The organism is Alcanivorax jadensis T9, from assembly GCF_000756655.1.
Taxonomy (GTDB): domain Bacteria; phylum Pseudomonadota; class Gammaproteobacteria; order Pseudomonadales; family Alcanivoracaceae; genus Alcanivorax; species Alcanivorax jadensis.
The window spans coordinates 141,058-158,854 of the sequence record NZ_ARXU01000002.1 but is presented as its reverse complement, the minus strand read 5'-3'; the positions used below and the strand labels follow the sequence as shown (position 1 = coordinate 158,854).

20 protein-coding genes and 1 tRNA gene are annotated in these 17,797 nt (G+C 58.8%); 12 read left to right on the top strand and 9 right to left on the bottom strand.

The annotated features are described in order from the left end of the window. Positions 1-51: 51 nt before the first annotated feature. The 3 genes from T9A_RS03240 to tatC are packed head-to-tail and all read left to right on the top strand — an operon-like array spanning position 52 to position 1,303. Entirely contained in the window at positions 52-279 is a 228-nt protein-coding gene (locus tag T9A_RS03240; RefSeq protein WP_035245020.1) for a Sec-independent protein translocase subunit TatA, read from the top strand. Between the two features lie 5 nt (positions 280-284). Beyond that, complete coding sequence (tatB, locus tag T9A_RS03235; RefSeq protein WP_052042460.1) at positions 285-572, top strand: Sec-independent protein translocase protein TatB; 288 nt, start codon at positions 285-287, stop codon at positions 570-572. Next, positions 569-1,303 (top strand): twin-arginine translocase subunit TatC, encoded by a 735-nt coding sequence (gene tatC / locus T9A_RS03230; protein WP_035245018.1) that lies wholly within the window; start codon positions 569-571, stop codon positions 1,301-1,303. The genes tatB and tatC overlap by 4 nt, the downstream gene beginning before the upstream one ends. 72 nt (positions 1,304-1,375) lie before the next feature. Here tatC and T9A_RS03225 read toward each other — a convergent pair whose 3' ends face one another. Together T9A_RS03225 and T9A_RS03220 are read right to left on the bottom strand one after the other, a co-directional pair. After that, positions 1,376-1,603, bottom strand: a complete 228-nt coding sequence (locus T9A_RS03225; RefSeq protein WP_035245017.1) for a hypothetical protein — start codon at positions 1,601-1,603, stop codon at positions 1,376-1,378. A gap of 83 nt (positions 1,604-1,686) precedes the next feature. Continuing rightward, a tRNA-Leu gene (locus T9A_RS03220) sits at positions 1,687-1,773 on the bottom strand. 130 nt (positions 1,774-1,903) lie between these two features. On the opposite strand from T9A_RS03220, the gene rnr reads away from it, so the two are divergent. Beyond that, a complete protein-coding gene (rnr, locus tag T9A_RS03215) occupies positions 1,904-4,321 on the top strand; it encodes a ribonuclease R (protein WP_035245015.1) in 2,418 nt (805 codons plus the stop codon). Positions 4,322-4,438: 117 nt separating this feature from the next. Then, positions 4,439-5,203, top strand: a complete 765-nt coding sequence (gene rlmB / locus T9A_RS03210; protein ID WP_084573380.1) for a 23S rRNA (guanosine(2251)-2'-O)-methyltransferase RlmB — start codon at positions 4,439-4,441, stop codon at positions 5,201-5,203. 124 nt (positions 5,204-5,327) lie between these two features. On the opposite strand, the gene T9A_RS03205 is transcribed toward rlmB, so the two are convergent. Together T9A_RS03205 and T9A_RS03200 are read right to left on the bottom strand one after the other, a co-directional pair. Beyond that, a complete protein-coding gene (locus tag T9A_RS03205; protein ID WP_035245014.1) occupies positions 5,328-5,912 on the bottom strand; it encodes a hypothetical protein in 585 nt (194 codons plus the stop codon). A 36-nt stretch (positions 5,913-5,948) separates the two neighbouring features. Next, positions 5,949-6,683, bottom strand: coding sequence for a hypothetical protein (locus tag T9A_RS03200; protein WP_035245012.1), 735 nt, complete (start codon positions 6,681-6,683; stop codon positions 5,949-5,951). A 287-nt stretch (positions 6,684-6,970) separates the two neighbouring features. On the opposite strand from T9A_RS03200, the gene rpsF reads away from it, so the two are divergent. The 7 genes from rpsF (at position 6,971) to radA (ending at position 12,731) form a co-directional block, all read left to right on the top strand. Beyond that, positions 6,971-7,312, top strand: coding sequence for a 30S ribosomal protein S6 (rpsF, locus tag T9A_RS03195; protein ID WP_035245010.1), 342 nt, complete (start codon positions 6,971-6,973; stop codon positions 7,310-7,312). 2 nt (positions 7,313-7,314) lie between these two features. After that, the gene (priB, locus tag T9A_RS03190; RefSeq protein ID WP_035245008.1) at positions 7,315-7,629 is read left to right on the top strand and encodes a primosomal replication protein N; all 315 of its coding nucleotides are present in this window, start codon (positions 7,315-7,317) and stop codon (positions 7,627-7,629) included. Positions 7,630-7,644: 15 nt separating this feature from the next. Further along, entirely contained in the window at positions 7,645-7,875 is a 231-nt protein-coding gene (rpsR, locus tag T9A_RS03185) for a 30S ribosomal protein S18 (protein ID WP_035245006.1), read from the top strand. 15 nt (positions 7,876-7,890) lie between these two features. Next, positions 7,891-8,343: a 50S ribosomal protein L9 gene (rplI, locus tag T9A_RS03180; protein WP_035245005.1), complete on the top strand. Its 453-nt coding sequence runs from the start codon at positions 7,891-7,893 to the stop codon at positions 8,341-8,343. 261 nt (positions 8,344-8,604) lie between these two features. Next, entirely contained in the window at positions 8,605-9,999 is a 1,395-nt protein-coding gene (gene dnaB, locus T9A_RS03175; RefSeq protein ID WP_035245003.1) for a replicative DNA helicase, read from the top strand. Positions 10,000-10,084: 85 nt separating this feature from the next. Continuing rightward, positions 10,085-11,146, top strand: coding sequence for an alanine racemase (gene alr, locus T9A_RS03170; protein ID WP_035245001.1), 1,062 nt, complete (start codon positions 10,085-10,087; stop codon positions 11,144-11,146). 217 nt (positions 11,147-11,363) lie between these two features. Further along, positions 11,364-12,731, top strand: coding sequence for a DNA repair protein RadA (gene radA, locus T9A_RS03165; protein WP_035245000.1), 1,368 nt, complete (start codon positions 11,364-11,366; stop codon positions 12,729-12,731). A gap of 167 nt (positions 12,732-12,898) precedes the next feature. Here radA and T9A_RS03160 read toward each other — a convergent pair whose 3' ends face one another. The 5 genes from T9A_RS03160 to T9A_RS03145 form a co-directional block, all read right to left on the bottom strand. Beyond that, on the bottom strand, positions 12,899-13,330 hold the full coding sequence (locus T9A_RS03160; protein WP_035244998.1) for a hypothetical protein: 432 nt from the start codon (positions 13,328-13,330) through the stop codon (positions 12,899-12,901). A gap of 3 nt (positions 13,331-13,333) precedes the next feature. Beyond that, the gene (locus tag T9A_RS03155; RefSeq protein ID WP_035244997.1) at positions 13,334-14,128 is read right to left on the bottom strand and encodes a DUF547 domain-containing protein; all 795 of its coding nucleotides are present in this window, start codon (positions 14,126-14,128) and stop codon (positions 13,334-13,336) included. A 78-nt stretch (positions 14,129-14,206) separates the two neighbouring features. Continuing rightward, a complete protein-coding gene (lpdA, locus tag T9A_RS03150) occupies positions 14,207-16,351 on the bottom strand; it encodes a dihydrolipoyl dehydrogenase (protein WP_035244996.1) in 2,145 nt (714 codons plus the stop codon). Positions 16,352-16,369: 18 nt separating this feature from the next. Then, complete coding sequence (locus T9A_RS16985) at positions 16,370-16,507, bottom strand: hypothetical protein (RefSeq protein ID WP_156964813.1); 138 nt, start codon at positions 16,505-16,507, stop codon at positions 16,370-16,372. Between the two features lie 94 nt (positions 16,508-16,601). Then, positions 16,602-17,645 carry a methyltransferase domain-containing protein gene (locus T9A_RS03145; RefSeq protein ID WP_035244995.1) on the bottom strand — a complete coding sequence of 348 codons (1,044 nt, stop codon included), beginning with the start codon at positions 17,643-17,645 and terminating at the stop codon, positions 16,602-16,604. Between the last annotated feature and the right edge of the window lie 152 nt (positions 17,646-17,797).

Below are 17,797 nucleotides of genomic sequence, written 5' to 3'. Positions count from 1 at the left end.
GAGTCGGGACAATGTTCGTCATATCCCATCAGACAAACGCAGGTGAAAAACATGCTTTCCGGTATCAGCCTCTGGCAACTTCTTATTGTTCTGGTCATCGTCATCATGCTGTTTGGTACCAAACGAATCCGTAGTCTTGGTTCTGATCTGGGAGGCGCTTTCAAGGGCTTCCGGGATGCGGTCAAGGATGGCGAGAAAAGCCTGCAAGCGGAACAGGAGGATTCGGCGTCATTGGTGTCCAGTGATCTGGACTCGCAGAAAGACACCCTGCGGAGCTGAGAGTCATGCTCGATTTCGGGTTCATGGAAGTGCTGCTGGTCTGTGTGATCGCGCTGGTGGTGCTGGGGCCGGAAAAGCTACCCAGGCTGGTGCGCACTCTGGGGCAGTGGCTGGGTAAAGGCCGCGCGATGATGAAGCAGGTGCAGCAACAGCTGGAAAGCGAAGCGCGCAATCTGGATATGAAAGAACGCCGTGAAAAGATCCAGCGAGAGTTGGCGTTATTGCAACAAGAGCCTGTCGATAAGCCCCCCATGGAGGAAAATGGGCCGGCGAAGAAAATGGAGTCATCATGAATTCCATGCCGCTGACCCGGCATTTGCTGGAACTGCGCCAGCGACTGTTGCGCTCAGTCGTTGCTGTTGTGTTGATTTTCATCCCCTTGTTCATGTTTGCCGGGGACATTTATACCCTGCTGGCGCAGCCGTTGATGCAGGCGCTGCCCGAAGGCGGCAGCATGATCGCCACTGATGTAACCGGGCCTTTTCTGGTGCCCTTCAAGTTGGCGTTGTACCTGAGCATGTTATTGGCCATGCCGTTTTTACTGCACCAATGCTGGAGCTTTGTATCACCAGGGCTTTATCGGCGTGAGAAGCGTTTTGCGCGCCCGCTGTTGTTTGCCAGCGTGCTGTTGTTCTATTTCGGTGCCGTGTTTGCCTGGTTTGTGGTCATGCCGCTGTTGTTTGCGTTCTTTATCTCGGTGGCCCCGCAAGGGGTGGCGGTGATGACGGATATCGGTGCCTGGCTGGGGTTCACCATGACATTCGTGATGGCTTTTGGCATGGCCTTTGAGTTGCCCGTGGCTGTGGTGCTGCTGGTGGCTTCGGGAATTGTCACGCCGACAGTTTTGGCCGGTGGGCGGGCTTATGTGGTGGTGGGGTGTTTCGTGGCGGGCATGTTGCTGACGCCGCCGGACATTATCTCCCAGAGCCTGCTGGCGATCCCCATGTGGGTGCTCTTTGAGGTGGGGTTGCTGTGTTCGCGCTGGGTGGAGCCGATGGCGGATGACAGTGAGGCGCTGTCCTGACGGGGCGCAGGCAGGGTGTGGGGTCTAGATCACGCGGAGCCTGTCGGCAGGGGCGCTGCCAGGGCCAGCTGGTTACTTCCTGCGGCGGGTAATGATGATCAGTGCCACGGTGATGCCGATGACTGCCGCCGGAAACACTAGCAGGTAGCGTTTGCGATTGGCTTCTTTCTCGCGTTGGGCATCAGCTTGCTGAATAGCGGGGTGTTTGGCGCTGCCATCGTCGGCATAGGTGGCAACCGGCGCCAGGAACAGACTGGTGGCCAATACGAAGGCTGCGATCATGGAACGTAGGATATTCATGGCTTTCTGCACCTTGGCTCTGGGACGGCTGGCGGTGTTTGGCCTGAAACAAAAAAGGGCCCCCGTTTGGGAGCCCTTTGAATTGGTGCCGAGGAGAGGACTTGAACCTCCACGGGGTTGCCCCCACTAGCACCTGAAGCTAGCGTGTCTACCAATTTCACCACCTCGGCGTTTCGTGCTGTACCGAACCCTTCAATATAAGGTAAAGTTGCTTACCGTTTCCGGCCGGTTCATCGCGAAAGCGCGTGCATTCTAGTATATGATGGCCGGATGTCAAACCCTCTTTCCGAAAAAAATTTAATGCCCCCTAAAAAACGTTACCGTGACCCCCATGCCGATCGTGAGGCCGAAAACTACGAAAACCCTGTTCCCAGCCGGGAACTGATCCTTGAGGTGCTCAACGACCATGGCAAGCCCATGGAGTTCGAGCAAATCGCCTCCCTGCTGGAGGTGGACGAGGATGGTGAAGTCGGCCTCGAACGTCGTCTCAAAGCCATGCTGCGTGATGCCCAACTGGTACAGAACCGCAATGGCAAGCTGGGCGTGGTGTCCCGTATGGACCTGATCGCCGGCCGAGTTCAGGCTCATAAGGACGGCTTTGGCTTCCTGATTCCCGATGACAAAACCCAGAGCGACTTGTTCCTGGGGCCTCGCCAGATGGAAAAAGTCCTGGATGGGGATCGGGTGCTGGTCAGCGATGCCGGCTATAACCGCTTTGGCAAAAAAGAAGCCCGCATCGTAGAGATCACCGAACGGGTTGCCACCGAAGTGGTCGGCCGCTACTCCCGCGAGGCCGGCATCAGCTTCTTGCAGCCGGAAAACCGGCGTATTACCCGTGAAGTGCTGGTTGAGGACAAGAATGGCCTCAAACCCAACCCGGGTGACCACGTACGCGCCACGATTACCCAGTACCCCAGCCGTGACCACCATGTGCTGGTGCGTCTGGAAGAGATTATTGCCACTCCGGATCAGGCTGGCATGGAAATCGAGGTGGCCCTGCGCCGTTTCGAGATTCCTCATGTCTGGCCGGACGGTGTGGAAGCCGACGCCGAGCGTTTTGGCACCGGTGTGCCCCACAAGGCGAAAGCCCATCGGGTGGACCTGCGTGATCTGCCGCTGGTCACCATTGATGACGAAACCGCCCGGGATTTTGATGACGCGGTCTATGTGGAGCGTCGCCCCCGTGGTGGCTGGCGCCTGATCGTCGCCATTGCTGATGTCAGCCACTATGTGGCGCCGGGTTCTGCCCTGGATCGGGAGGCCGCTACCCGTGGCAATTCGGTGTACTTCCCCAACCGGGTGGTGCCGATGCTGCCGGAGGCCCTGTCCAACGGGCTGTGCTCGCTCAATCCCCATGTGGATCGGCTGTGCCTGTATTGCGACATGAGAATTTCCGCCAACGGTCGTCTGACCGGGTTTGTCTTCCGTGAAGGGGTGATGCGCTCGCGGCACCGCCTGACCTACAACAAGGTCGGCGCGATCATCGAAGAACCGGATTCCCAGTTGGCCCAGGACACCGTGGCCAGTCTGGACGACGAGTCCCTGGACATGATCTGGTCGTTCCATGAAATGTTCCTGGCACTGCGCAAGCGCCGTGCGGAACGGGGCGCCATCGATTTCGACAGCGATGACACCCGCATCATCTACGATGAAAACCAGAAGATTCAGGCCATTGTGCCGGTGACCCGCAATGTGGCGCATATCATGATCGAGGAGGCCATGCTGGCCGCCAACATCTGTTCCGCCAAACTGCTGGAAAAATCAGGTCTGCCGGCCCTGTTCCGTAACCACGAGCCTCCCAAGGAAGAGCGTCTCAGCAAGCTGCAGCAATTCCTGGGTGGCCTGGGGCTGAGCCTGGGCTGGTCGGAAGGCGCGCCCAAGCCGCACGTCTATCAGGATTTGCGTGAGCAGATTCTGGATCGACCGGATCGCAACGTGATTCAGACCATGATGCTGCGCTCCATGACCCAGGCCAAATACGAGGCGGAGAACAAAGGGCACTTCGGGCTGGCCTACAAGGCCTATACCCACTTCACCTCGCCGATTCGCCGTTATCCGGATTTGCTGGTACACCGGGCCATCCGCTTCCTCATTCGTAGCGAAGGTGAGCCCAATCACGTGGACAATCCCGGCAAACTGCCGAAGATTCCCGCTGAGAAGCTGATTCCCTACAGTCAGGCAGACATGGTGGCCATCGGTGAGCAGTGCTCCATGACCGAGCGCCGGGCTGACGACGCCACCCGCGATGTGGTGTCCTGGCTCAAATGCCAGTTCATGGAATCGCATATCGGTGACGTCTTCGAGGGTGTCATCAGCGGTGTTGCCAACTTCGGTCTCTTTATCCAGCTCAATGAGCTGCATATCGATGGCCTGGTACACGTGGCCAACCTGGATAGCGACTACTACCACTTCGATGAGGTCAATCTGACCCTCACCGGGGAAAGCAGTGGCCGCAAATTCGGGCTCGGCGATGGCGTCACCGTGCGTGTGGCGGCAGTCCATACCGAAGACCGCAAGATTGATCTGCAGCTGGAGTCGTCCACGCCTTCCGGCAAGGGTCGTCCCAAGGGCGGCAGCAAGAAAACCGGTGGCGGTAATCGCAGAGGCGGTAACAGCGAACGGGAAAAGCTGGCCAAAGGCGATATCCCCAAGGCCAAACCCAAACGGAAAGGGCCGCCACGCGGTAAAAAAGCGGCCCGGCGTAGCAGCAAGAGCTAGAGCCCTCCCTGTAGGAGCTTGCTTGCAAGCGAACCCGCTTACGGCGTTAGTAAATTCGCTTACAGGCAGGCTCCTACATCCAATCTTTGCCCGACCGTGTTGCGTGCAGGCGTTATCATGAGCAAACCCCAGAAACCCCAGATGTATTCCGGCTTCCACGCGGTGGAGGCCCTGTTGCGCCATCGTCCTGAGGCGGTGCTGGAGCTGTTTGTACAGGACAGCCGTGCCGAGCGGGAGGAGCCCCGGCTGGAGGCCATGATCCAGTCCGCCAGGGACTTCGGCATCGCGGTACAGCGGGCTCGCCGAGAGGTGCTGGAAAAGCACGCCGGTCCCCAGCATCAGGGTATCGTGGCCCGGGCGCGGCCCCGCAAGCCTGGCGATGAGAGTGGTCTGCTGAAATGGCTGGATGGCAAGCCCGCGCGGCCATGGCTGTTGATTCTGGAAAATGTCACCGACCCCCATAACCTGGGCGCCTGCCTGCGTAGTGCCGATGCGGCCGGGGTGGATGCGGTGATCGTGCCGCGCCGCAACGCCGCCGGGCTCACGCCGGTGTCCTGTCGTACGGCGGTGGGGGCGGCGGAAAGCCTGGCCTATTACGAGGTGGGCAACCTGGCCAGCCTGCTGGATCAGCTTCGTGAAAGGGGCGTTTGGGTGGTGGGCACCGCGCTCGAAGAGCGTAGTGAGTCCCTGTTTACGTTCCAGGCCCCGGATGCCCTGGCGGTCGTGATGGGCGCCGAAGGTGCCGGCCTGAAGCGGCTGACCCGGGACAAGTGCGACCAGCTACTGGAAATCCCCATGGCCGGCGAAGTGCAGAGCTTGAACGTCTCCGTGGCCACGGGGGTGATGCTGTTTCATGTGCGGGCACAGAGGGAAAGCAAGTAATAATGAATAATTAATAGTTGCGTGAGTAACGGCTTTGGTTTTCTCAACGCAAGAGGCCGCGACCAAAGGATGGGCGCGGCCTCTTGCGTTGGCAAAACCACGAACCAGCATTGCGAGTTATTAATTATTCATTATTAACTATTAATTGCCTTTCCAGCGTGGGTAGCGGCAGCGGGGTGCGGCTGACGGACAGTTCCCGCTGGATGCGCACGTTGTCCTCCAGCAGTATTTCCGGAATCTCGTCGTCATGGTTCTCGGGCAGGGCGCCGGGGACGCTGAGCGCTTTGTCGGCCAGCGTCTGGCCGGGCAGTGGCGCCAGCGGAAAGCTGATATGGGTGGTGCGGTTATAGCGAATCGGTTCCCGGTATTGCGGCTGCACATAGCCATCGGCATTGCGCACGGCGGTGTCCAGATCCTCCGGGCCGGTGACATGATGCCAGTCATTGGGGCTGCTGGGCCGGGGCGGGGCAATGGATTCGCCACGGGCGAGTCTGGCGGTCAGGCGGCTCTTGCGCTGTTGCCAGGCCAACAGATCGGTGACGAACTGGTCCTGGCGGTTGTACTCATGAATGTCCGGTCGAGGCCCCAGTGCCTGCCTCAGGGCCTGTTGCTGGGGCTGGCTCAGCCCGCTGCTACCGGCGGCCGCTGCCACCGTCGGCAGCAATGGCCCCAGCAGGGTCAGCAGGATGATTAAGCGGATCAGGGACATGGCGTGCTCCGGGGCCTCTTTCACATCTGTGCGGGGTCAGGGCGAATTCTCGCAGCCGCTGCTCAGGCAGCTTTCCACTTCAATGAGGCCGGTGGTTAACACTGACTCATTGTTAACATCCAGATAGAGCATCAGGTTACCGTTGCTGGATATCTCGACGATGGCATTGGGGTTGCCGGCCATCAGGGTGGCCAGGTCCGCCTTTCGCTCCTCGCCAAACAGGTTTCGGTAAAGCTGTTCGGTGAGCAGGTTTCGGGCGTCGCCGCCATCGTTCAGCCCGTTTAGCTGCATGCCGACAATGGTCATCGGCAGCACCAGCGGGGTGTCTGATCCGGCGTTGCCGAGCAGGGTGCGGATATGCTCTCCGGCCAGGGAGTTGCCGGGCAGGGCCGGCAGGCCAAAACTCTGTGACGTGGAGCGGTTATACCAAGTGCGGTTGCGCTGGTAGTCAATCGGGCTCAGGCGCTCTGTGCGGGCCAGGGCGCTGTCCAGGGTTTCCGGCTGGTCGATGACGGTGGGGTCGCTGCTGGCCACTGGATCGGGCTCATAATCCTGCGGGCAGGCTGCTTGATGATTGGCTTGCTGACGATTGGCCTGCTTGTACTGCATCACCTGCAGCAGGAAGTCCGAGTAGTCCGGGTAATCCTCTAGAGCCGGTTTGTCCGGCACGGCCACCGGACTGCCGCAGGGTGGCGGGGCCGATTCCTGGGCGGACAGGGGGCTCAGCAGGCATAGGCTGCACAGGCCGAAGGCCAGAGCGCTAAATTTCATGGTCGTATCCCGTTCTTGTTGTTTTCCCTTTTATTTCAGGGATTTAGGGTTAACGACGCTTCTTGTAAGCGTTTGTAGCGTTTTGTTTCTACTGAGCATACGTCCGTCTTTGCCGGATGGCAACGGATATGCCTTGAGGAAAGGGCGTGCAATGGGATAGAATCGCGCGCTTCCTGCGTCCTATAGGCTTTAGCCTGTCGAGCAGGTCTCCTTGCTTCACCGTCCTGCATTTGGCGGATGGGAAGCTGAATTGATGCCGTGAGGTATCGCAACCGTAAGGAGCTAACATGCGTCATTACGAAGTTGTGTTCCTGGTTCACCCGGACCAGAGCGAACAGGTGCCGGCCATGATCGAGCGTTATAGCGCGATCGTGACCGATGGTAAGGGCACCATCCACCGTCTTGAAGATTGGGGCCGTCGTCAGCTGGCTTACCCGATCAACAAGATCCACAAAGCCCACTACGTGATGCTGAACATCGAATGTGACGGCGAGACCCTGGGCGAGCTGGAAAACACTTTCCGCTTTAACGATGCCGTAATCCGTCACCTTGTGATTCGTTGCGACAAGGCGGCCTCCGAGCCGTCCCCGCTAGCCAAGAATGACGAGAAGGAGGGGGCTGCCAGCTGATTTTGGAAAGCAATCGCTGTGAACTCACTGGTGTGATTGTCACTTTGGAAAAAGTGATAGTGACGCCGGCAGGGGTACCGCGCCAACGCCTGTGGCTGGAGCATCGCTCCCGGCAACTGGAAGATGGCCATCCCCGCGAAGTCCAGGCCCGCGTTGCCGTGATACTGGCAGGTGGGATGACCCGACAGGCCCAGAGCCTGAAAGAGGGTCAGCGCATTAAAGTTACCGGTTGCCTGAGTCGCGCCGGTTACAAAGGTGACGCCCGGGACCGTTTGCAACTGATTGCCCAAACGCTGGACACCCTCAACCAGGATTAAAGAGGAGATTATCCAATGGCCCGTTTTTATCGCCGCCGCAAGTTCTGCCGCTTTACCGCGGAAGGTGTTGAGTACATCGATTACAAAGATCTCGACACCCTGAAAGCTTACATCACCGAAACCGGCAAAATCGTGCCCAGCCGTATTACCGGCACCAAGGCACGCTACCAGCGTCAGCTGGCCTCTGCGATCAAGCAGGCCCGCTTCCTGGCGCTGCTGCCGTACACTGACAGCCACGACAATTAAGCCGAGGGGACCATCATGCAAGTGATCCTGCTGCAAACGATCAAGAACCTGGGTGACCTGGGTGCTGTGGTGGATGTGCGTTCCGGTTACGGTCGTAACTTCCTGATTCCGCAAGGTAAAGCGTTGCCGGCTACCAAAGGCAACCTGGCCGAAGTGGAACAGCGTCGCGCCGAGCTGGAGAAGCAAGCTGCCGAGCAGCTGGCCGCCGCCCAGGAACGTGGCGAAAAACTGAACGAAGCCAGCGTGACCGTGACCTCCAAGGCCGGTGACGAAGGCAAGCTGTTCGGTTCCGTGGGTACCCGCGACATCGCCGACGCCATCACTGCTTCTACTGGTGTGGAAGTGGAAAAGGCCGAAGTGAAGCTGCCCCACGGTGCGCTGCGTAACACTGGTGAGTACGACATCGACGTGGTTCTGCACGCCGACGTGACCGTGACCATCAAGCTGGCTGTGGTTCCTGCCGAGTAATCGACAGTTGACCGACAACCGGTTTGCCCCTTGCGGGGCGCGGTGACAGAATTAGGGCATTGTCCGCAAGGGCAGTGCCCTTTTTCGTTTAGTGACAAGTTGAAAGTTCAAAGTGGAAACGCGAGCCAATCCGGTCACAATTTCAGGGTTGCTGGCCGCGTTCAGGGCGTTGGCGCGGAGAGACGTTTAGAATGGCGCTTTCGCCCCCTGTCGCGTTGCAACTTTTAACTTTCAACTTTCTCCTCTTATGTTGGTTGCCCCATGAATGATGCCCTGTCGCTGGATAAACACCTGCCGGAAAACCTCCGGGTCCCCCCCAATTCCCTGGAGGCGGAACAGGCCATTCTGGGTGGCTTGTTGCTGAATAACAGCGCCTGGGATGACGTCGCCGAGCGGATCAGCACGGAAGATTTCTATCGCAAGGAGCATCGCCAGATCTTTTCCGTCATCGGGCAACTGGTGGAAGAGGAAAAGCCCTGTGACCTGGTCACCGTGTCTCAGGCGCTGACTCATCTGGACCAGTTGGACGATGTGGGCGGCATGAACTATCTGTCCGAACTGGCTCGCAATACGCCCAGTGCTGCCAATATCAACGCCTACGCGGATATCGTGCGCGAGCGCAGCATCCTGCGGCAGTTGATCCATGTGTCCCAGGATGTCACCAAGAACGCCTTCACCCCCCAGGGCCGCAAATCCCTGGAGATTCTTGATGAAGCGGAATCGGCGATTTTCCGCATTGCCGAACAGCAGAAGAAAGGGGCGGGCCCGCTGGACATCAAAACCGTGCTGAAAAAGGCGGTGGACCGCATTGATGAGCTCTACAAGCACAAGGGCTCGCTGACCGGTCTGACCACCGGTTTCGAGGAGCTGGACAAGATCACCTCAGGCCTGCAGCCCTCCGACATGGTGGTGATTGCTGCGCGTCCTTCCATGGGTAAAACCACCTTTGCCATGAACCTGTGCGAGAACGTGGCCATCAAGAACGGCAAGCCGGTGCTGGTGTTCTCCATGGAAATGCCCGCCGATGCCATCGTCATGCGGATGCTCTCGTCCCTGGGCAGAATCAATCAGAGTTCGATTCGCTCCGGTAACCTGGACAAGGATGATTGGCCGCGCATTACCTCCGCCATTCATATGCTCAGTGAGCAGAAGATTTTCATCGACGACACCGCGGCCCTGAGCCCGCTGGAAATGCGCGCCCGGGCGCGCCGGGTTGCCCGGGAATGCGGCGGTGAGCTGGGCCTGATCATGGTCGATTATCTGCAGCTCATGCAGGTGCCCGGCGTGGAAAACCGGGTCAACGAAATCTCCGAGATTTCCCGTAATCTGAAGGGGCTGGCGAAGGAAATGAACTGCCCGGTACTGGCGCTTTCCCAGCTCAACCGCTCCCTGGAACAACGCCCCAACAAACGCCCGGTGATGTCCGACCTGCGCGAATCCGGGGCGATTGAACAGGATGCGGATCTGATCGTGTTCCTCTACCGCGATGAGGTCTATAACAAGGAAACCAACGAAAAAGGCGTGGCGGAAATCATCCTCGGCAAGCACCGGAACGGTCCCATCGGCACCGTGCGCCTGGCGTTCCGGGGTGAATTCCTGCGCTTCGATGACCTGGCACCGGAATACTATGCCCAGTTGTCGGCCATGGATGAGTGATTGAGTTGCAAGTTTCAAGAGGTAAATTGCAAGGGAGTGCTCTGGTGTGCCGGCGCGAGGCATGGTGGCGTGGGAGTGTCTCTCAATGAGAGGAACCCGTATCGAAATCCGTCCCGGGGCGCTCAGGAACAATGCGCGGCGAGCCAGGATTCTGGCAGACGGTGCCGAGGTGTTTGCCATGATCAAGGCCGACGGCTACGGCCATGGTCTGACACTGGCTGCGGATGCCCTGGCTGGAGAGGTGGATGGCTTCGGGGTGGCGGTGCTGGAAGAAGCCCGGGCCCTGCGTGAGCATGGCATCAGTGCACCGATTCTGGTGGCGGAAGGTTTTTTTGATCGCGAAGAGCTGGAGCAGGCCAGGGCCTTGTCTCTGGAGATGGTCGTGCATTCCCCCTGGCAGGTCGCCCTGTTGCAAGACAACCCCGGCCCGCTGCGCCTCTGGCTGAAGCTGAATACCGGCATGAACCGGCTGGGGCTGCGTCCTGACATTGCCCTGGAAGCCGCCGAGCAGTTGGCCGCTGCGAGCATGAACCCGGTGGGGGTGATGAGCCATTTTGCCTGCGCCGACGAAGCCGATGAGGGTCGTACTGATCCCCAGATGGCGCTGGCCGGTGAAGTGGCAGATCGCCTGGGTTTGCCTCTCTCGGCGGCCAATTCGGCGGCCCTGATCCGCTACCCCCATACCCGTGCCCAACGGGTACGGCCGGGCATTATGCTGTATGGGTCGTCACCCTTCGACTGGCAGAGTGCCGCGCAGCTGGATCTGGCGGTAAGCCACCGTTTCAGTGCCCGCCTGATCGCCATTAATGAGATCCAGCCGGGTGACACAGTGGGTTACGGCGCCACCTGGACCGCCACCCGTCCCGGTCGCATCGGCGTGGTGGCCGCCGGATATGGTGATGGTTACCCGCGTCATGCCCCCAGCGGCACTCCCGCCGCCGTTAATGGCCAGCTCACGATGTTGGTGGGGCGTGTCTCCATGGATATGCTGACCATTGACCTGCATGGCATTGAGGCCGATATCGGTGATGAGGTAGAGCTGTGGGGCGACCACGTGGACGTGGACAAGGTCGCCCGCGCCTGCGGCACCATCAGCTATGAACTGTTCTGCCAGATCACCGGTCGGCCGGAACGCGTCATCGTTTGATTCGCACAGTCGGTATCATGCGAAGCCGCTGTAGGAGCGCCGATTGAGGCGCGAAAACCAAGTGCGATTTCACCACAGAGAACACAGAGCTCTCAGAGAAAACCGGCTTATCCTCAGTTGTCTTTGTGTCCTCTGGGGTAAAAAACTCTTCCCTTCAGGCCTGGATTCGCGCCTCAAGCGGCTATCGTAGAGAGTAATACATAAGAAGGATTTTTTTGTGGCCAAGAAAAAAACTGCCTTTGTCTGCACCGATTGTGGCGCTGATTTCCCCAAGTGGCAGGGGCAATGCCCCGCCTGTGGCGCCTGGAACACCCTGCAGGAATTCGTTCATGATCCGGCCACGCCCATGTCCAAGGGCGCAGGTAGCCGTGGCGGCTTTTCCGGGCAATTGTCCGAGGTGCAGAACCTTGGCGAGATCGTGCTGGCGGAAACCCCGCGCATCAGTTCCAGCATGGGCGAGCTGGACCGGGTGCTGGGCGGAGGCCTGGTGCCGGGCTCGGCGATCCTGATTGGCGGGCACCCCGGTGCCGGCAAATCCACCTTGTTGCTGCAAATGCTGTGCAAGCTGGCGGCCACCCAGAAGTGCCTTTATATCACCGGTGAAGAATCCCTCTCCCAGGTGGCCATGCGCGCTGACCGGCTCAAGCTGCCCAAGGAGCAGCTGCGGCTGGCGGCGGAAACCGATGTGGAGCAAATACTGGATCTGGTTCGCAAGGAGCAGCCCCGGGTGCTGGTGGTCGATTCCATTCAGGTCATGTTCCTTGCTGCCCTGCAGTCCGCCCCGGGCAGTGTGGCCCAGGTGCGCGAGTGTGCGGCGGCGTTGACCCGGTTTGCCAAGCAGACCGGCACCGTGCTGTTGCTGGTGGGCCATGTCACCAAGGATGGCACCCTGGCTGGCCCCAAGGTGCTGGAGCATATGATCGACTGCTCACTGATGCTGGAAGGTTCCACGGATTCACGTTTTCGCACCTTACGTGGGCTGAAAAACCGTTTCGGTGCAGTCAACGAGCTAGGTGTGTTTGCCATGACCGGCGAAGGCCTGAAAGAAGTGAAGAACCCCTCAGCCATCTTCCTCAACCGGGCCGACGACATTGCGTCCGGTTCCCTGGTGACGGTGGTCTGGGAGGGTACTCGTCCCTTGCTGGTAGAGCTGCAGGCGCTGGTGGATGCCTCCCACTTCGGCAACCCCCGCCGGGTCTGTGTGGGCCTGGAGGCAAATCGTCTCGCCATGCTGCTGGCGGTGCTGCATCGCCATGGTGGCATCCAGGTAGGCGATCAGGATGTGTTCATGAATGTGGTGGGTGGCGTCAAGGTCACCGAAACCGCCGCCGACCTGGCCCAGGTACTGGCCATCGTCTCCAGCTTTCGCGACCGGGCTCTGGGCCGGGAACTGGTGGTGTTCGGCGAAGTGGGCCTGTCCGGCGAAATCCGCCCGGTGCCCCAGGGCCAGGAGCGTCTCTACGAAGCGGTCAAACACGGCTTCAAGAAAGCTATTGTTCCCAAGGCAAACCTTCCACGACAACTACCGGAAGGGGTGGAGGTGATCGGGGTGAGTACGGTGGGGGAGGCGCTGGAATACCTTTAGTTAATTGATAGTTGAGAATGGATAATTGATAACGTCGCGAGAAATGCCCTCACGACCTAAAACCTATGAGGCCGCGCCCAAAGCATGGGCGCGGCCTCATAAATTTCAGAAAGGGTAATGCCGCATCGCGAGTTATCAATTATCCATTCTCAACTATCAATTGCATTTCACGGGTGGAGCGTCACCCGATCTCCCTGCGCCCAGCACCAGGCATCGACGATGTCGAAGAACAGACTGACGGCGTTGGTCATCACGATGGCCACGGTGAAGGCCCATTGGCTGGCGGTCATGAAGTCGTCGCCCCAGAGGCCGGCGAGTTGGCCGAGCAGGCCCAGCTCCAGGGGGATCCAGGCGAGCAGGTGAACCAGGGACATGTCCTTGTTCATGCCGCCGTGGTGCCACATCAGTGACAGGTTGACTGCCAGAACCAGCAACAGGGCCAGGGCGGTGGCCTGGCCGCTGAAGCTGCTCAGCAGTAACAGGCTGGCGCCGTTCAGGGGCATCAGGATCAGTAGTACCCAGCCTTGCAGCCACAGGGGCAGGTTGCGAAAGGAATGCCAGGTGCCCAGCAGGCGATGTGAGGTGGAGTTGCCTTCCATGACTCAGCTCCCGTTGGTTTCACTATTCAGTGACCAGTCATAATCCAGAAATTGAATCTTCAGCCGTTCTGCGTCCAGTGATTTTCGGTGGTTGGCGGGTATCTCCAGCGTATCCGCATACTGCAGAAGGTAATGAGACAGGCTGCCGGCGGCATCGATGAAATCGTCTTCATACCAGTCGAAGATCTTTGAGACTGCCAGATGGGGCGGTTTTTCATTGAAGCGATTGCGCTGCCGGTCGGCCAGAAAGCGGCGGGTGCTGTCGGCCAGTTGCTGTTCCAGCTCCTTGGCCCGATAGGCTTCCGGGCGCAGGGCGGGGCAGCCCACGGAGGCGCAGTTCACAGCAAAATGAATGCGCGGATCCATCAGTGCGGGGTTGCCGCGAATCATGTCGTGCTCAACTTCGTCCAGGGTGCGTGCTTCACCCAGCAGGGTAAAAAAGCGCTGATCCCAGGGGCCGGAGAAGAAGGAGCCGATATCACGGATGGAGTCGGGCAGGGTGTCCTGGCGCAGGACCAGGTCGATGGTGAAGGCATTGTAGGCATTGATCAGAAAGGCAAGCTTCTTATCCCGAGGCCAGCTTTCGAAGTCATCTTTTGATACCTGCGAGAGAGCGCCCAGATATTCGTCGAGTGCTGCCCGATCCTTGCGCAAGCCAGGGTAATCAACACTGGTGGTGACTCCGCCCCGTTGCCATTGCACATGGTTGTCCAGCAATGCATCCCAGCGCTGGTGATCAAAGGCCATCAGCGGGCTGGCAAGTAATAACAGTAGTGGTAGCAGTAGCCGAGCAGCCATGGGGCCTCCAGAGAAATCGATGTGAAAATCTGTTGGCGCCCGGTCTGCAAGACGAGAGCGCCGGATGAAAATGGCAGTCTATCGTCGCCAGTTATGGAAGCGCTCCACCCACCGCAGCACGCCTTCCGGCTTGTGGGCCTTCTTCCATTCACCGGCGGCAAACTTGTTGGCTTCCGCCATGGTCGGGTAAATGTGGATGGTGCCGAGAATTTTGTTCAGACCCAGGCCGTGTTTCATGGCCAACACATATTCGGCGATCAGGTCGCCGGCACCGGCGCCGACGATGGTAACGCCGAGAATCTTGTCGCTGCTCTTGGCGGTAATCACTTTCACGAAGCCGTGATCATTGCTGTCGGCAATGGCCCGATCTAGGTCGTCGATACCATAGCGGGTCACTTCGTAATCCACTCCCTGCTCTTCGGCCTCCTGTTCGTTTAGACCAACGCGAGCCACTTCCGGGTCAGTGAATGTACACCAGGGGATCACACGGTAATCCACGGCGAAGCTTTTCAAGGAACCGAACAGCGCGTTCACTGACGCATACCAGGCCTGATGGGCGGCGGTGTGGGTGAACTGGTAGGGCCCGGCTACGTCGCCACAGGCGTAGATGTTCGGGTAGCGGCTTTGCAGTCGCTCATTGACGGTGACGGTGCCATTGCCGTTGGTGGGCAGGTTGAGCTCATCCAGACCCAGGCCATCGGTATTGGCGCGGCGACCCACTGCCACCAGTACCGCATCGAACACCAGGCGTTTTTCTTCGCCGTTGTGTTCGACATAGAGCACCTTGTCGTCGCCTTCCCGGGCAAAACGCACGGCCTTGTGTTCGGTGAGCACGTCCACGCCATTGTCGCGGAGTGAGGCGGTGACCAGGGCGGCGGCGTCGTCATCTTCGCGGGGCATGATCCGTGGCAGCATTTCCACCTGCATCACTTGGCTGCCCAAGCGAGCGAAGGTCTGGGCCAGCTCGCAGCCAATCGGGCCGCCGCCGAGTACCACCAGCCGTTTGGGTTGATCCTGCAGCTCCCACAAATTATCGGAAGTAAGGATATCCATGTCCTCGATGCCGGGAATGGGTGGCACAAAGGGGCGCGCGCCGGTGGCGATGATGATGCTGCGGGCGGTGAGTGTCTCGATGTTGTCACCGTTGCGAATTTCCACTTCCCAGGGTGAGACCATGCGCGCTTCTCCCTGGCGGCAATCCACCCCCAGTTCCGAGTAGCGTTCCACGGAGTCATGGGGTTCGATTTTTTCGATCACCCGGTGCACCCGGGCCATCAGGTTGCTGAAACGGAAATCGCTACGGATGGCATCGAAGCCGTACTTGTCTGCTTCCTTGTCGTGCCAGGCCAGACGTGCGCTTTTGATTAATGCCTTGGACGGCACGCAACCGGTGTTCAGGCAATCACCGCCCATCTTGTGCTTTTCAATCAGGGTAACCTTGGCTTTGACAGTGGCAGCGATATAGGCGCTGACCAGTCCGGCGGAACCAGCGCCAATGACGATCAGGTTGCGGTCAAAGTGATCGGGTTTCTGCCAGCCGCGATATACCTTGCGGGCCTGGAGTCTGGCCATGATGAATTTGGCAATCCAGGGGAAGATGCCCAGCAATACAAAGGCGCCGATCAGTTCCGGTGACAGCAACCCGCTGGCGCTCTCTATCTGCCCCAGTTGCGTGCCCGCCAGTACATAGACGGCGGTGCCCGCCAGCATGCCCACCTGGCTGACAAAGTAAAAAGTGCGGACCTTGATGGGGGTCAGACCCATGACCAGATTGATGACAAAAAACGGAAAAGCCGGCACCAGACGCAGGGTAAAGAGATAGAACGCCCCGTCTTTCCTGACACCTTCGTTGAGCTTTTTCAGGCGGTCGCCGAAGCGTTGCTGCACCGTATCGTGGAACAGAAACCGGGAAGCGAGAAAGGCCAGGGTGGCCCCCATGGATGAGGCAAAAGACACCAGCAGCAAGGCCACCCAGAAACCGAAAAGAGCGCCGGCGGCCAGTGTCATGATGGCAGCGCCGGGCAGGCTCAGGGCGGTAACCACCACATACATGAGAAAGAAGCCGCCCAGAATCAGTGCCGGATTTTCCTGATACAGGGCATCAAAAGAGGCTTGTTGATTCTTGATGTAATCCAGGCTCAGGTACTGGCCAAGATCGAAGAAGAAGTAGCTGGCGATCAGAGTGGCAAAGACCGCCAGCAGGATGAGTTTGCGAACATTCATGGAAAAGTCCTTGCCGGATTAACCCTGGAAAATCCAGGGTTGGTCGATCAGGGTCCAAAGCGAGCACTGCTCCTGCTCGCCAGGAGAATAAGCCGTGCCCGCCAGGGTAAGGCTGCTAAATGCCAGTAATGCCAGCACGATCATGGCCCGTTGCATTATCTTCTCCTGGTGACCGGATGCAGCAATAGGATGCGTGTCGAGAACCGGTGTTACACCGCGAGTCGATAACAGCAGGCGTTACGTCGGCGTCTCAGCAGCAGGGAGCGGCGCCGTTGCTGGCATCGTTCTCTTCAAAGGGGACGTTCAGTCCGCACCCTTCAAAGATGCCGTAATGAGTATCGAAGTTCCCGATAAAGGTGAAATGCTCGGCGAAGCGGCTTTTCTCCAGCATCAGCCAGGTGTTACCGCAGACCGGAAACACCTTGCCGGTTTCAATCACATGGTGATCATCCAGCATGAACGCATGGGGATGCTGGTCCACGGTGCCCTGATAGATCACCGCCTGGCCGTAGTCTTCGCAGGCCGGTTCCAGGCCTTCGATATTGAACAAACGGTAGGTGGCGGAATAAAAACGTTGTTGGCCGAGTCGTGCTTCGATATCCGGGTTTTCGATGGTCAGCCGGCGGGATTCCACCAGGCGGGGATCGGCAAAGCCGTTCTGCTTGGCCAGGTTGATAAAATCATTCCAGTACAGGGCACCAGCCAGACATTCACCGTACAGCACCGGGTCGTTGAGGAGCGGTTGGGGTACGCGACGATCGGCATATACATCGGAGAAAAAGAATTCGCCACCGGGTTTCAGCAGGCGTTTCACGTCACGTATTACCTTGGGCTTGTCGGTGCTGAGATTGATCACGCAGTTGGAAATAACAATGTCGAAATAGCCCTCTTGCAGATCCAGCTGATCCAGCTCTTCGATATACCCTTTCAGAAAGCGCACATTGCTTTTCGCGTAGCCGAACACGTCCCGGTGGTAGTCCTGATGACGTCTGGCTACCTCCAGCTGCTCGTCGGTCATGTCCACGCCTACCACTTCGCCCTGTTCGCCGACCAGGGCGGACAACAGATAGACGTCGCGCCCGGAGCCGGAGCCCAGGTCGAGAATACGCATGCCCTTCAATTGCTGGGGGGCCACCAGACCACAGCCGTAGTAGCGCATGACCACTTCATCATGGAGCTGCGCAAGGAGGGGTTTCAGATAGGCCGGCGGCTCCTGGTCACAGCAGGCGTTGGTCTGCAGATCGTCACTGGAGTGCAGCTGTTGGCCGTAGTAGTTCTGTACCTCTTCACGCATTGTTGATCCTCTGGTGGTGGCTTCGGTGTAACGTGGTTTCACTGCGTACGGTTTAGCGCAATGAAGTAAAGATGCCATCTTTGTGTTCAGGTTACACCGGTGAGCGGCCGTTACTGTAATTATTGCGTCAAGATGGCATCCAAGACGGCAGT

Coding starts and splice junctions, on each gene's coding strand:
- T9A_RS03240 (WP_035245020.1), top strand. CDS start 52: ATGCTTTCCGGTATCAGCCTCTGGCAACTTCTTATTGTTCTGGTCATC.
- tatB (WP_052042460.1), top strand. CDS start 285: ATGCTCGATTTCGGGTTCATGGAAGTGCTGCTGGTCTGTGTGATCGCG.
- tatC (WP_035245018.1), top strand. CDS start 569: ATGAATTCCATGCCGCTGACCCGGCATTTGCTGGAACTGCGCCAGCGA.
- T9A_RS03225 (WP_035245017.1), bottom strand. CDS start 1,603: ATGAATATCCTACGTTCCATGATCGCAGCCTTCGTATTGGCCACCAGT.
- rnr (WP_035245015.1), top strand. CDS start 1,904: ATGCCCCCTAAAAAACGTTACCGTGACCCCCATGCCGATCGTGAGGCC.
- rlmB (WP_084573380.1), top strand. CDS start 4,439: ATGAGCAAACCCCAGAAACCCCAGATGTATTCCGGCTTCCACGCGGTG.
- T9A_RS03205 (WP_035245014.1), bottom strand. CDS start 5,912: ATGTCCCTGATCCGCTTAATCATCCTGCTGACCCTGCTGGGGCCATTG.
- T9A_RS03200 (WP_035245012.1), bottom strand. CDS start 6,683: ATGAAATTTAGCGCTCTGGCCTTCGGCCTGTGCAGCCTATGCCTGCTG.
- rpsF (WP_035245010.1), top strand. CDS start 6,971: ATGCGTCATTACGAAGTTGTGTTCCTGGTTCACCCGGACCAGAGCGAA.
- rpsR (WP_035245006.1), top strand. CDS start 7,645: ATGGCCCGTTTTTATCGCCGCCGCAAGTTCTGCCGCTTTACCGCGGAA.
- rplI (WP_035245005.1), top strand. CDS start 7,891: ATGCAAGTGATCCTGCTGCAAACGATCAAGAACCTGGGTGACCTGGGT.
- dnaB (WP_035245003.1), top strand. CDS start 8,605: ATGAATGATGCCCTGTCGCTGGATAAACACCTGCCGGAAAACCTCCGG.
- alr (WP_035245001.1), top strand. CDS start 10,085: ATGAGAGGAACCCGTATCGAAATCCGTCCCGGGGCGCTCAGGAACAAT.
- T9A_RS03160 (WP_035244998.1), bottom strand. CDS start 13,330: ATGGAAGGCAACTCCACCTCACATCGCCTGCTGGGCACCTGGCATTCC.
- T9A_RS03155 (WP_035244997.1), bottom strand. CDS start 14,128: ATGGCTGCTCGGCTACTGCTACCACTACTGTTATTACTTGCCAGCCCG.
- lpdA (WP_035244996.1), bottom strand. CDS start 16,351: ATGAATGTTCGCAAACTCATCCTGCTGGCGGTCTTTGCCACTCTGATC.
- T9A_RS16985 (WP_156964813.1), bottom strand. CDS start 16,507: ATGCAACGGGCCATGATCGTGCTGGCATTACTGGCATTTAGCAGCCTT.
- T9A_RS03145 (WP_035244995.1), bottom strand. CDS start 17,645: ATGCGTGAAGAGGTACAGAACTACTACGGCCAACAGCTGCACTCCAGT.